12 protein-coding genes and 1 pseudogene are annotated in these 13,238 nt (G+C 60.5%); 12 read left to right on the top strand and 1 reads right to left on the bottom strand.

The features are described from left to right. The first annotated feature begins 172 nt into the window (after positions 1-172). The 7 genes and pseudogenes from B3520_RS04000 to B3520_RS03975 all read left to right on the top strand — a co-directional run bounded on the left by B3520_RS04000 (position 173) and on the right by B3520_RS03975 (position 8,069). Positions 173-1,321, top strand: coding sequence for a metallophosphoesterase family protein (locus tag B3520_RS04000; RefSeq protein WP_286804574.1), 1,149 nt, complete (start codon positions 173-175; stop codon positions 1,319-1,321). After that, a complete protein-coding gene (locus tag B3520_RS03995) occupies positions 1,318-3,957 on the top strand; it encodes an AAA family ATPase (protein ID WP_286804573.1) in 2,640 nt (879 codons plus the stop codon). The genes B3520_RS04000 and B3520_RS03995 overlap by 4 nt, the downstream gene beginning before the upstream one ends. Positions 3,958-4,059: 102 nt before the next feature. Further along, positions 4,060-5,109: pseudogene (locus tag B3520_RS03990) on the top strand (DUF6351 family protein); the annotation flags it as partial. After that, a complete protein-coding gene (locus B3520_RS17485) occupies positions 5,095-5,619 on the top strand; it encodes a tannase/feruloyl esterase family alpha/beta hydrolase (RefSeq protein WP_414673667.1) in 525 nt (174 codons plus the stop codon). The pseudogene B3520_RS03990 and the gene B3520_RS17485, both read left to right, overlap by 15 nt. A gap of 19 nt (positions 5,620-5,638) precedes the next feature. Further along, positions 5,639-6,043, top strand: coding sequence for an FAD-binding oxidoreductase (locus B3520_RS03985; protein ID WP_286804571.1), 405 nt, complete (start codon positions 5,639-5,641; stop codon positions 6,041-6,043). A gap of 167 nt (positions 6,044-6,210) precedes the next feature. After that, positions 6,211-7,008 (top strand): hypothetical protein, encoded by a 798-nt coding sequence (locus tag B3520_RS03980; protein ID WP_286804570.1) that lies wholly within the window; start codon positions 6,211-6,213, stop codon positions 7,006-7,008. Between the two features lie 65 nt (positions 7,009-7,073). Then, positions 7,074-8,069 (top strand): hypothetical protein, encoded by a 996-nt coding sequence (locus B3520_RS03975; RefSeq protein ID WP_286804569.1) that lies wholly within the window; start codon positions 7,074-7,076, stop codon positions 8,067-8,069. Positions 8,070-8,075: 6 nt separating this feature from the next. Here B3520_RS03975 and B3520_RS03970 read toward each other — a convergent pair whose 3' ends face one another. Further along, positions 8,076-9,440, bottom strand: a complete 1,365-nt coding sequence (locus B3520_RS03970) for a S8 family serine peptidase (RefSeq protein WP_286875460.1) — start codon at positions 9,438-9,440, stop codon at positions 8,076-8,078. 131 nt (positions 9,441-9,571) lie between these two features. On the opposite strand from B3520_RS03970, the gene B3520_RS03965 reads away from it, so the two are divergent. The 5 genes from B3520_RS03965 to B3520_RS03945 all read left to right on the top strand — a co-directional run. Further along, entirely contained in the window at positions 9,572-10,063 is a 492-nt protein-coding gene (locus B3520_RS03965) for an RNA polymerase sigma factor (RefSeq protein WP_286804566.1), read from the top strand. After that, on the top strand, positions 10,060-10,791 hold the full coding sequence (locus tag B3520_RS03960) for an anti-sigma factor family protein (RefSeq protein ID WP_286804565.1): 732 nt from the start codon (positions 10,060-10,062) through the stop codon (positions 10,789-10,791). The genes B3520_RS03965 and B3520_RS03960 overlap by 4 nt, the downstream gene beginning before the upstream one ends. Before the next feature lie 39 nt (positions 10,792-10,830). Then, entirely contained in the window at positions 10,831-11,337 is a 507-nt protein-coding gene (locus tag B3520_RS03955; protein WP_286804564.1) for a CC0125/CC1285 family lipoprotein, read from the top strand. Between the two features lie 214 nt (positions 11,338-11,551). Next, the gene (locus B3520_RS03950) at positions 11,552-12,652 is read left to right on the top strand and encodes a hypothetical protein (RefSeq protein WP_286804563.1); all 1,101 of its coding nucleotides are present in this window, start codon (positions 11,552-11,554) and stop codon (positions 12,650-12,652) included. Continuing rightward, positions 12,649-13,238 (top strand): phospholipase effector Tle1 domain-containing protein (locus B3520_RS03945; RefSeq protein WP_286875459.1); only part of this gene is annotated, 590 nt, incomplete at its 3' end. The genes B3520_RS03950 and B3520_RS03945, both read left to right, overlap by 4 nt.

The raw sequence follows: 13,238 nt of genomic DNA, 5'->3' as shown, positions 1-13,238 counted from the left end.
CCCCCGCCCTAAAACCACCCAAGTTCTGTAGCCCAGCAGTTAGGGTGGATAAGGCCGGAGGCCGTCATCCACCGCTCTCGAGTCCTAAGCCACCCACACGGTGCCGCTCAACGCTTAAATTCGGTAGACTCCCTCCCTCTATGATCGAACCAAGCAGAAAGGACCCGGCCCCATGCCCCGCTTTCTCCACACCGCCGACTGGCAGATCGGCCGCCAATACAGCCGCTTCGCCGAAGAAGACGCCTCAATCCTGGCGGACGCCCGCTTTACCGCCATTGAGACGCTGGCCGCGCTGGCCACCGAGCAGGCCGTCGATGCCGTCCTGGTCGCCGGGGATGTGTTCGATGCCCAGAACTTATCGGACCGGACCATCCACCGCACCTTTCAGGCCATGGCCGGCTTTACCGGCCCCTGGCTGCTCCTCCCCGGCAACCACGACGCCGCCCTGGCGGAAAGCGTCTGGACTCACGCCCAGCGCCTGAGTGCCGTGCCGGACAACGTCGATCTGCTCCTGACACCGGAAGTCCGTGTCTATCAGGACCTGGGCTTCGCCGTGCTGCCCGCGCCCCTGACCCAACGGCAGACCTACAACGACCTCACCGAGTGGTTCGACCGTGCCGATACTCCAGACGGCCTGCCGCGCATCGGCCTCGCCCACGGCAGCGTCGAAGGCCAGCTGGCCGAGGAAATCGACTCCACCAACCCCATTGCCGCCGACCGGGCCGCCACCGCCCGGTTGGACTATTTGGCCCTGGGGGACTGGCATGGCTACAAAACCATCGACGCCCGCACGCGTTACAGCGGCACGCCTGAGCAGGAGCGGTTCAAGGACAACGGCGCCGGCCAGGCATTGATCGTCGATATTGAGCAGCCCGGCGCCGAGCCCCAGGTGCAGCCCCACACAACCGGCCAGTTCCAATGGATAAAGCACCAGGGCACCCTGGCCGTGGCCAGCGATCTGGATCGGCTAATCGCCGAGCTGGACGCCCTGCCGCCGCGTTCGGTAGTGGACCTGACGGTGGACGGCGAAGTGGACCTGTCCGGTCACCAGACGCTGTTGCACTACCTCGGTGGAGCCGAGGCCCGTCACCGCAGCTTTCAATCTCACCTGTCCGGCCTGAACCTGATACCCACCGAGGAGGACATCGCCGCACTGCACGCGGACGGTTACGTGGGCGAGGTTATTGGCGAGCTGCGCGAGCGGCAGGAAGGCCAGGGCGAGGAAGCCGATACCGCCCGCACGGCCCTGGCGATACTGGCCGGCATGCTGCGTGAAAATGGCACGACTTCCGAGAGCGAACAGGTGGAGAGCGCCCAATGAAGTTGACCCGTCTGCGTCTCGACCAACTCAAACAGTTCCGCCAGCCCCTGGAAATCCGCGATCTCACCGACGGCATCAACCTGTTTGTCGGCCCCAACGAGTCCGGCAAAAGCACCCTGGTGCGCGCCATTCGCGCCGCCTTTTTCGAGCGCTACAAATCCAGCAGCGTGGACGACCTGCAGCCCTGGGGCGACACCTCGGCCACCCCCGAAATCGAACTGGAGTTCGACTGGCAGGGCGAGCACTGGACGCTCAACAAACGCTTCCTTGGCAAAAAGCGCTGCGACCTCAAAGTCGGCAGCCAACACTTCAGCGGTGAAGAGGCAGAGGAAAAACTGGCCGAGATGCTTGGCTACCAATTCCCCGGGCGCGGCGCGAGCAAAGCCGAGCACTGGGGCATTCCCGGCCTGTTGTGGGTAGAGCAGGGCGCGGTGCAGGACATTCAGGGCCCGGTCAACCACGCCGGGGAACACCTGCAATCGGCGCTGGGCCAGAGCCTGGGCGAAGTGGCCAGCAGCGGCGGCGACGAGCTGATCGCCCGAGTGGAAAAAGAGCGTGCCGAATTGCTGACCAGCACCGGCAAGGAAACCAAAGACTACAAAAAAGTGTTGGAGGATTACCGGCACAGTCAGGAACGCCTTGAGGCCCTGAACCAGTCCGTCGAACAGTACCGCCAACAGGTGGATCAGTTAGGCTCATTGATCGAACAAAAACAGACCATTGATGCCGTCCGCCCTTGGGAAGAGCAGCGTAAAAAAGCCGACGCCGCAAAAACCCAACTGAGCGAAGTCCAACGCTGGCAGAGCGAACAGCGACAGGACCAGCAAGTCCTGGACAGCTGCCGCCAAAGCCAGTCGGTGTATCGCCAGCAACTCAAAGACTTTGAAAACCAGCAGTACCAACTGACCCAACGCGCCGAAGAAAAAGCCAAGGCCGACGCACAGTGGCAGGAATGCCGCGACCGCCGGCCCCAATTGGAAAAACGCCGGGCCGACGCCCAGCAAACTTACGAGCAGGCCCGAGCCCGACGTGAGCAAGCCCGTCACCAGGCGGAACGCGCCCGGCTGCAACAACAGGTCGACCAATTGGCCGAACGCCAAAGCCAACAAGCGGATACACTCAAGCAGGCCACCGAACGGCATGCGGCCTTAAAGAAACTGCATGCGGAACAGCCCGCCAAAGACATGGACCCAACCGCATTGGCCCAACTGAAGCGCATCGAGCAGGCCCTGGCGGAATTGATCATCCGACAGAAAGCCCTCGCGACCCGGTTGAACTACGAGCTGGAAACGGAACAGTCCATCACCATCGGCGAAGAGACGGTCACCGGTGAGGGTGAAACCCTGTTGGTCGAGGCCACCGAACTGCGCATCCCCGGTGTCGGGCGCTTGAGCATTCAGCCCGGCGGCACTGACGTCGCCGACCTCCAGCGTCAGCAGGAAACCCTACAAGCCGAGCAGAGCAGTTTGTTGCGACGCCTCGGCGTCGCCAGTCTGGAGGAAGGCGAGCAACGTGCCGCCGACAATCAGAGGCTCGCACAAGCCATCGAACGCGAGCAAGTACGACTGGACGCCCTCGCCCCCAAAGGCGTGGACGCCCTGCGCTCGGCCGCCGAGCAGGACGACGCCCGCCTGGAAGCGCTACGCGTACAGCTGGCAGAAGTGCCCGAAGCACAAACGGACGTGCCCTCGGAAGAAAACGCTGAGGCGGAACTGGAAGCCGCCCGCGCGGAACTGAAACGAGCCGAAGACGCGCTCACTCAACACCAACAACAAGAGGGCCTGGCAGAGCAAAAGAGCACCAACGCCCACGCCGAATGGGATAAGCTCAACGCCCAACTTCAGGCGCCGGATCGCAAAGCCCGCGAAGAGCAGGCCAATAAGGAGCTGACCGACCTCAAAGCCCGTGAGCATCAGCTCACCACCGCCATCGACGCCCGACAAAAGAAAATTGATGCCGAACAACCCGAGGTGCTTGAGCAGGATATCGAACGCTTTACAAAGTCCGCGAACGCCATGGAAACCCAAGCGCGGGACAGGGCCCAAAGCATCCGCGACCTGCAAGTCCGACTGGAAGAGCAGGGCGCCCAGGGCCTGGAAGAAAAACGCGATGAAGAGGCGCAGATCAACCAACGCCTGGCCCAACGCCGGGATGAACTGGCCCGACGTGCCCAGGCGCTGGACCTGTTACTCAACCTGCTCAAAGACAAACGTCAGGCCCTGACCCGTCAGCTGCAGGCGCCCCTGCAAAAACACCTGAACCACTACCTGAAACTGCTGTTTCCCCAAGCCCACCTGAGTGTGGATGAAAACCTCATGCCCACCACCCTCACGCGCCCTCAAGGCACGGGAGAAGAGCAGGGCGACCTGCCATCACTCAGCTACGGCGCAAGGGAACAAATGGGCCTGATCAGCCGCCTGGCCTACGCCGACCTGCTGCGCGAAGCTGGCAAGCCCACACTCATCATCCTGGACGACGCCCTGGTCCACAGCGACGCTCAGCGCCTGGACCAGATGAAACGCATCCTGTTCGACGCCGCCCGCCGACACCAGGTGCTATTGTTTTCCTGCCATCCCGAGAATTGGAGGGATTTGGGGGCTACGCCGAGGGATTTGCAGGGGTTGAAGATGGGGTAGAGGACATTCTGTATCTTCGAACGGTGAAGATACATCTACCCTTACTTGAATTGCTATAACTCATTTGCCTCGGCTGTTGGGGCAGCGATAAAAGGAACGAAAATGATGAACCGATTGACAATTGGGTTGGCGGCTTTGGCCGTTGCAGGATGTGGGACGCACGATCTTTCCGACGGCGATGCCGCAGTGGCTAACAATGCCTGCACAGCATTGACCGGACTTGAAATGGCGAACACCGAAATCACCCGCTCCGAGGAAAAGCCAGCCGGCTCCTTCAGCTTCGGAGCCGGTCCCGGTAGCACTTCGGTGGAGCTGCCCACTCATTGTTATGTCGAAGGCATCAGCAACGAACGCACAGGAGCGGACGGCAAGACCTATGGCCTTGGTTTCGCGCTGGCCATGCCGGCGGACTGGAACGGTCGGTTCCTGTTTCAGGGTGGCGGCGGGCTGAATGGCACAGTGCATCCGCCGCTGGGCGGCAATGCGGCTGGTGATAAGCCAGCTTTGGCGCGGGGTTTTGCGGTGATTTCCACCGATGGTGGACACAAGGGCGAGCACGGTTTCGATGCGTCCTTTATGGCCGATCAGCAGGCCGCGCTCGATTTTTCCGGACAATCCGTGGCCAAGGTCACCGAACTGGGCGAGGAGATTGTGAAGGCCCATTACGGGCGGGCCGCGCATCATACCTATATTTCCGGCTGCTCGACCGGCGGGCGCGAGAGCATGCTGGCCGCGCAGCGCTATCCCATGCTGTTCGATGGTGCCGTGGTCGGTGCGCCGGCCATGCGCACAGGAAACTCAAATTTCGCCCTGCGTAAGGCGGTGGTGGCCTTTAACGAAATAGCGCCCCGTGACGACGAGGGCAATCCGCAGGTTGGCCGCGCTTTTTCTCCGGCAGAACGCCGCGCGGTGCATGATGGGCTATTGGCGCAATGCGACGGCCTGGATGGCCTTGAAGACGGGGTGGTCGCCAATGTCCGTGGTTGCGACTTCGATCCCAGCCTGCTCGTCTGCGAGGAAGAGGGCGACGATTCGTGTATCTCACCGGCGCAAGCGGACGCGCTCGACAAGGCCTTTGCGCCGCTGGTCAACAGTGCCGGCTACGAGATCTATCCCGCTTTTCCGGTCGATACCGGCATGATCGAGGGGAATATGACTTATATTCCGGGTGAGAATTTCTTCTCTCCCGGCGCCAGCGCCCAGCAGACCGCAATTGATATTGATGCCGAAGATGCACAGCTGCGCAATGACCCGATGCAGTCGCGCACCGATAGCTACGGTTGGACCAACTTTTCCACTTTTCTCCATCGGGGTGGAAAAATCCTGTTCTATCACGGCGTCAGCGACGCCTGGTTCTCGGCCTACGACACGCTCGAGTTTTATCAGCGGGCCGGCGAAGCCAATGAAGACTGGAGCGATGCCAGCCGTTACTATCATGTGCCCGGCATGGGCCATTGCGCCGGTGGGGCCAATACTTATGATTCCTTCGATTTGCTGAGCGCGGTCGTCGATTGGGTGGAAAACGGCGAAGCGCCGGAGGGTATCATCGCTTCGCGCGAAAACCCGGAGCCCGGCAACCGCAAGCTCTGCGCCTATCCAATGCACCCGCACTATATTGGCGGTGACAAGACGTCTGCCGATAGCTATGAGTGCCGCCGGTAGCGAGTCAGCGTTGGGTGTGATGAAAAGAGTTCTGGCAACGCTACTGTTTCTTCCGCTTGGTGCCGTTGCCGGCGACCTTCAGCCTTTTGAAACCGATGGGTGCAGTTCCTTTCCGGACGGCACAGTCCAGAATAACGAACTCTGGTTATCCTGCTGCATTGCCCACGATTATGCCTATTGGATAGGCGGCACCTATCGGGATCGTCTTGACGCGGATAATGAACTCAAGCGTTGCGTTGCCGATGTCGGGGAGCCTGAAATCGCAATGCTTATGCTGGCTGGGGTCAGGGTCGGGGGCACCCCCTTTCTGCCCACGGAGTTTCGCTGGGGGTACGGTTGGCCGTTTCTGAGAGGCTACAAAGCTCTGACTGAGAATGAGCTGGACCAAATACGGGCGTTGGAAGGAGAAGGTGATTCCCTTTAGCCGCTGGCCGCTTTGCGGAATTCCGAGATGCTATTGGTATCGAGCAGGTACATCAGTCCCTCTCGGCCGGCTTGACGCCGAGGCGGCGGCCAAGTCGTATGTCGAAGGAATAAATCTACTGCTGAGACGTTAACTGATTGAAACCCAATCAGTAGGAGGTCTTAGTCATGAAAAAATCAACACTTGTACTCGCCATCGCTTCTGTTCTGGCTCTGCCAAGTTCGGCCCAATCCATCAATGCTGATGCCGAGGCTGACGCTCGCGCTAACGCCCAGATGCAGACGTCCGGGGCTCGTGAAGCCAGTGAGCCAGCGGGCGAACAGGGTCGGCAGAATCGTTCGTCTGTGGGCGCCCGCGGCAATGCGGGTGGTTCTGGAGCGGAGAGCCTGCAGCGCGAAGAGTCGTCCACTCAGGATGAATCGGCTGAAACGGAGACTGAGGTAGTCGACACCGGAAATTCTATCAACGACGGTGCCGACGACACCTCAGATAGCACTACCAACCTGGCGGGCGAGTCCCGCGCCCTAGTGGAAGGTGCTGGTGAGGTCACTACGTCAGCGTCACAAAGTGCTGAGGGGCGGGCCGAAGCCGGGCTGAACACAGCGGTCTCCGCGCGTGAAGACGCACAGAGCCGTGTGGAACAGGCGCAGGACGTTGCTGAGGCTACCGTTCAGAGTGGCATTGATACCGCTTCGGACGTCCGCACCCAGGTTGAGACGCAAGCCGCTTCGGCGGTGGAGTCGGCCAGTGTTGCCGCAGAGGCTGGCGCCGATGTGGCCGCCGAAGTCAGCCAAACGGTGAGCAATGAGGTGTCCAATTCCGTGAGCTCGGCAGCGGCGACCGCGGTGGATGCGGAAGTGGCCCAACAGGTGAGTGCGGCGGTGGCCGACCAGGTGACCACTGAAGCGGCCGGGGCCGTTGAAGCCTCCGTCAATCAGGCACTGAACGCCAATATCACTCGCTAATATCCCTTGTTCATTGGCACCGGTGGGCCTCGGCCCGACCGGTGTTTTTTTACGGAGTCATTCCCATGAATATGAATACACTACCCCGAATGGCACTGACCCTTGCCGCCGCTTTGTCCAGTGTTACCGCTTGTGCTCAAAACGATGAGGCGTCGAATAACAAGGCTGATTTCAATGTGAAGCTCCACGCTGGCGGTGCCTATGATTCGACGCTGTCGGTTGCGTCGCTGGACCAGACATCTAACCAGGGCGACTGGGCAAATGTGTTTTACGGCCGGGTCGGTGGTGAGCTTTATCCGACCGAGCGTATTACCCTGAAAGGCAGTTACAGCCTGTCCTCGCGTCGATACCACGAGGTCAGCGAATTCGACCAGGACCTGGGTATCGCTTCGCTTGATGGTGCCATTGATCTGGCGGGCATTACCTGGGGTCTGAGTCGACACGTCGCGGACGCCGAGCTCGCGTCCGAGCCCTTGCTGGATCTGACCAAGGACAGCTTTTATGCTGCCAAACTTTTTAGTTCGGGTGTTTATGTTCGCGGTGCCTACACCGAGAGCGAAAAGCGGTTCGAGAACAACCGCGATCGCAATGCCGATGGTGAGGAGCTGGCCGGCGATGTGTATTACTTTTTCAATGATGCACGCACTTTCTGGTCATTGGGCGTTAGCCGCCAAGAGGAAGAAGCTTACTCGCCGGCGTTCGACAATACCGCGCTTAAACTGCGGGCCCGCTATTCCCATACAGGGTCGATCGCCGGTCAGGAAAGCAGGATTCAGTTGGGCTGGCGTTACCAGGATCGGGATTACGGCAACGAGCAGTCGCTGCCAGTTACCGATAATGAAACCGGAGAAGGGCTGCCCGGAACCGGTGACCCCATGTCGCCAACCGGCACGGGCACCCGGCACGACCGCAGTCATGTGGTCGAAGCAATCTGGACACTCAGTTTTCTGGAGTGGCTGGCGCTGGAAACCAAAGTCGAGCACGGTAACTACCGTTCGAACTTTGATGCGGCGGACTACCGGGAAACCGGCGTATCGGCGCTGCTAAGTGTGGAGTTCTGATTACTGTTATTGCAGCAGGCCGTGACCGAAAATCGGGTCGCGGCCTGCCTCCCCAAGATCTTTCGCTTGCCCGGCCAGATATTGCACCACGTTCCCACTTGAGGCCAGTTGCTTGGCCAAAGCACAGGCCACATGGGCGGTCACCGTCGGAGCGGCCATGGAAGTGCCGCTCTCATGACCAAACTCCCCCGTGCCCCGGGTGGTGCGTACCGACACGCCGGGGCCGGCAAAATCGATATGCTCTCCACGGTTGGCCCAGCGATACACCTGCCCGTCGGCATCTACCGCGGTACTGGCGATCACGCCACTATAGGCCGCCGGGTAAAGCGGTGGGGCTGCCGGGCCTTCATTACCCGCTGCCGCGACTACGGCGATACCGCCAGCGGTAAGACGCTCCATTACGGTGGCGAGCACGCGATTGTCGGGCCCCGTGAGGCTCATATTGATCACGCTGACTTCCTGCCCGATCAGCCATTCCAGACCCGACACCAGATGCATCATGGTGGCGCCCTGGGCGTATTGGTTGCGGCTGTAGAATACCGAGGCGTTATAGAGCGTCGCCCCCGGCAACCGCGCCGGCGTCTCGTCAATGATCCCCAACATCAGTCCGGCTACCGCCGTGCCATGCCCGGTGGGCGGGCCCTTTTCGTCGGTACCCTCGGGGTCTGGTAAAAAGTTCCGTTCCACGATGCGGCTGTTGATCAGCCCTGGGTGCTCGGTGGCGATGGCGGTATCGACCATGCCGACTTTCACCGGCTGTTCGCACAGAGGCTTGCGCGGTCGCTCGGCGGATTCCGATGACGGGTTGGCGGCCTGGGGATTGTAGATGTGATTTCGGTCCAGCCGTTCGGCCAGGTCGGCCGGCAAGGTGTTTTGTAGCGCGGCGTAGGAGTCCAGCCGTGCCGGCACCCGGAAGCGCACCATCTCCAACCCCAGTTTCGGTAGGCGTTTCTGCTCCAGAATCTCAACATTCAGGGGTTCCAGCAACGCCAGTTCCCCGGGGGCGAGCATCAGCAGCCATTCGTGCTGCACGGCTCGCCAGCCGTCCTCCACTTCCACGTCCATAAACAGGGTGGCGCCCCGGGAGTCCAGTATCGGCACGCGGCTCGGAAGGGCATCCAGGGGTTCTGCCGGTGGGCGCAGGGTGTCTGGCAGTTGCTCCGGCAAAGCGGCCGTGAGTCGGCGCTCCAGGGCGCTGGTGACATCGGCGGGAAGGGTATCCCGGTGCACGCGCTCTACAGAATCAATGGAGCGGTCCACCCGGTCGGTCACCGCGGAGGGCAAACCCAGTTGGGCCTGGGCGACAGTGCTGAGGCCCAGCAGGCACAGTACCAGCGGGCGCAGCCGGGTCGGTCGGGGTTTGGCTTTCATAATCGCATATCCGGTGAAGGAGCTAGTGGGGTACCTGTTACTATAACGGCCTCACCCGATAAAAATTCCTGGGGCCGGGAATAAAAAACCCGGCTGGCCCGTTAACAGGGTACAACAGAAAGGTGCTGTCTATGAAAAGCGAATTGTCCGAGGTATTGCCTCAGCTCAGGCGGTTTGCCTACTCGCTCACCGGGTCGATGGATGAGGCCGACGACCTGCTGCAGAGCACGGTAGAGCGGGCGCTGAACCGTACTGTACCCGAAGGAGTGGAATTGACGAAATGGCTGTTCCGGGTTTGCCGGAATTTGTGGATCGACGGTTACCGCGCCCAGAAGGTCCGCCAGGAAGCGACCTTGCAGCCGCAATTGCAGGAGCGCGAAATTGTCGACGGAGAGCGGGCCATGGCGAGCGAAGTTGAGCTCGATCAGGTCAGCCGGGCCATGGACAGGTTGCCGGACGACCAGCGTCTGGTGCTGTCGCTGGTGGCCGTCCAGGGCCTGTCCTACAAGGAGGCGGCCGCCACGCTGGAAATACCCCCGGGCACCGTGATGAGCCGCCTGGCTCGTGCCCGAACCGCTCTTATAGAAAGCCTGAACTTACCTGTAGCGAGGACCAGCTCATGAATATCAACGATGAAACCCTGTCGGCCTTTCTGGACGGCGAGCTGCCCCCGGCCGAAATGGAGCAGGTTCGCGTCCGGTTGGCCGAAGATCCGGCACTGGCAGACCGCCTGGCGGAACTGAGCGCCGTGGACAAACTGGTGAGCGAGCGGGCCCACGCCATTGATGAACGGCCATTGCCGAGTGGTATTCAACAGATGCTGGCGGAAGATGACGCTAAGCCCGAGTCCGCGCAGGTGATTGCCTTTCCCCTTTGGCGCCGGGCCCGTCAGGCACTGAACGCGCAAACCGGCATTGCGGCGGCTATTGCGTTGGCGTTCGGGTTCGGACTGGCCGAGGTCACCGACAATGTCGGAAGTCCGCAAATCGACGCATTTCAGCCGGTCGCCGAGCGCCTGGAAACGCTGCCCAGCGGCACCACCGAAGCTCTGCCCGACGGACGGGAAATTACCCCCCGCCTCACCTTTGTTAATCGGGATGGGCAGCACTGCCGGCAGTACCGGGTAACCGGCGCGGGCGAACGGTCGGAGAATATCGCCTGCCGAGCTCAACAGACCGAGGCCGGCTGGGAAGAGTTGGCCAGCATTCGTCAGCGGGCGACGGAGCCCGGCAGCTATCAGACCGCCAGTGGTGGCTCATTACTGGACAGCGCACTCGATCAGATGATGGCCGGCGGCATCATTGAGCCGGAACAGGAAAAACAATTGATTGAGCGAGATTGGCAGCAATAGCCATCACCAGTCATTTACCAGGAAACCGGGAGGTAATGTATGAAAAAGCCAATAGCATCCTTGATGATGGTTCTGTTTATCAGTGCCTGTGCGGCACCCGAGGTTTACCAGCCCGCCTCAGACGGCGGCTACGGCTACCGGGAAAGCCAGATTGCCGATAACCGGTACCGTGTATCGTTCAAAATGCGCGGCGACACCCAGTTTGAAGCCATGGACTACGCCCTGCTACGCGCCGCCGAGCTAACGTTGATGGCGGACTACGACTGGTTTGTTGTTGCCGACCGGCAAGTCGATGGTGAGAAGCGGGAGTCAGGCAGTCAAGTAAGCGCAAGCCGCACCCGGGAGGTGGAGCGCCGCTGCGGCTTGCTCGGCTGCACCACAAGCTCCCGTCCCTCCACGACTTTCGGCGCCGAGATCAATTCGGGTAATAGGGCAGAGTCGGAAGTGATTCTGGAAATCCGTCTGGGCAAGGGCGTACGCCCCACCGAAGTCGACAGCTACGATGCCTTGGAAGTGCGGAACAATCTGCGCAAGCGTGTGAATTAGGGAAGAGGCGGTGGTCCAGATCGGGCATGTTGATTGGGCTGTCTGGATTCTGGGCCTGTCCGAAAATGGTTATCAAGCGCTTCCTGATGTCGCGCGCCACCGTTGTGAGCCGATTCACAAAACGGTAACCGTCAGTTCCGCTTAACTTGCGGCTTTTCGGTCTGCTGATTAGACTTCGGTCTGGTTCCAATGTCTGACCAAGGACGATGCGTATATGGACGACGCGCCACAACTCTATCTTTCCGGCATGGGCATGGTAAACGCCATTGGTGGCTCCGTTTCCATGGTCTGGGCGGCAGCCGGTGCCGGTATTAACCGCTACACCCTCTCCCGCTTTGTCGATGATAGCGGCAACCCCATCCGGTTGGCGCCGGTGCCCGATGAAGTGTTTGACCACCCGGGCTGGGCGCTGGATGAGGGAGACTTTCACAGCGAACCGCAAGACCATGCGATCAAAATGGCGCTTCACGCTTTGGGTCAGTTGGCGGAGCAGGGCGCCTTTCCCGAGCAGGCGCCGTTGATTCTGGCCATGAACGAGCCCGAGTTGTGCGCCGATTGCCTTCCCCTGAATAAATTCAAAACCAACCTGGCCCTGTCCGGCCACGATTGGCTGCTGCCGGAATTACTGCGAAGCCTGCACACGGGTCGTGCGGCGGGCCTGGAGGCTGTGGCTTTCGGCTATGACTACCTGGCGGAGGCCTACCCGCAAGGCATGGTCATTGGGGCCAGCGATTCACCCAATAACTACACCCGCCTGCGCATACCGGAACAGCAGAATCGGCTGCTGACCCTGGGCCCAAACGATGGCTACGCGCCGGGGGAGGGCGCGGCGTTTGTGGTGCTGACCGCAGACCCGGCGAGGGCTCTGGAGGAGAACGGACAAATCATCGTGGTACATCCGCCGGGCCTGGCGCGGGAAGTCGGGCATTGGTTCAGCGACGAACCCTATCGGGGCGAGGGGCTGGACGCCGCATTCAAAGCGGCGCTGGCGGACTACAACGGCCCGGCCATTCACAGTATTTACAGCAGCATGAACGGCGAACGTTACTGGGCCAAGGAGTACGGTGTGGCCATGACCCGCAGCTGGGAACGGCTGGGCGATGACGTCCAGCTGGTGCACCCCTCCGAGTATTACGGCGACCTGGGCAGTGCCACGGCCCCCTCGCTGCTGGCGCTGGCTGCATTTGATCTGTTGAAAAACACCAGGGCGCAGAGTCATTTGGTGTACAGCTCATCCGATGCTGGCCTGCGCGGTGCGTTGATCGTAGAGAAACGCCCCAAGGCAATGGAAATCAGCAAAGGAGAAGCGATATGACACAGGTAGGCGAGGGCGTGTTTGTGCCCCAGCCGCCCAATAGCGGCGGCGATGAAGATGACGAGGGCAAGAAAAAGATCAGTGTTCGGCTGCTGTTGTTTTTTGATGGGACGGCCAATAACCGTACCAATGTGGAGGAGCGGGAGAAGAATACTGAGGTGTACCAGGCGTTGGCCGATCAGTGGGTGGGGCTGAAGGCCTATCAAAGCTATAACAATGGCAAGTCCAATATCGCTCTGTTGGAGGCGCAAGTCGATGACAAGAAGGCGCCTGAACCTTTTCAGCATGCTCTCAAATTGTATGTTGAAGGCGCTGGCACCGAAGACCGGGAAGCCGATTATCGCAGAGGGTTGGCAATGGGAACAGGGTCTACCGGTATAGACGCGAAGGTCAAAAAAGGTATTGAGAAAGCGGTGTCAAAATTGAGGAAGCTTTTCCAGAGTGCGGACGAAGACACCACGCTGAAGCAATTGGCTATTGATTTGTTTGGATTTAGCCGTGGCGCTGCGAGTGCCCGCTATTGCATCCATAAGCTCATGGACGCAGGCGGTGAGCCAATATCCGAGCAGCTGGAGGTTGAGGGATT

Origin of the sequence: Marinimicrobium sp. UBA4509 (assembly GCF_002388575.1) — a bacterium.
Taxonomy (GTDB): domain Bacteria; phylum Pseudomonadota; class Gammaproteobacteria; order Pseudomonadales; family Cellvibrionaceae; genus Marinimicrobium; species Marinimicrobium koreense.
Note: the sequence above shows the minus strand (reverse complement) of the source record. Positions and strands in the feature narration are given on the sequence as shown.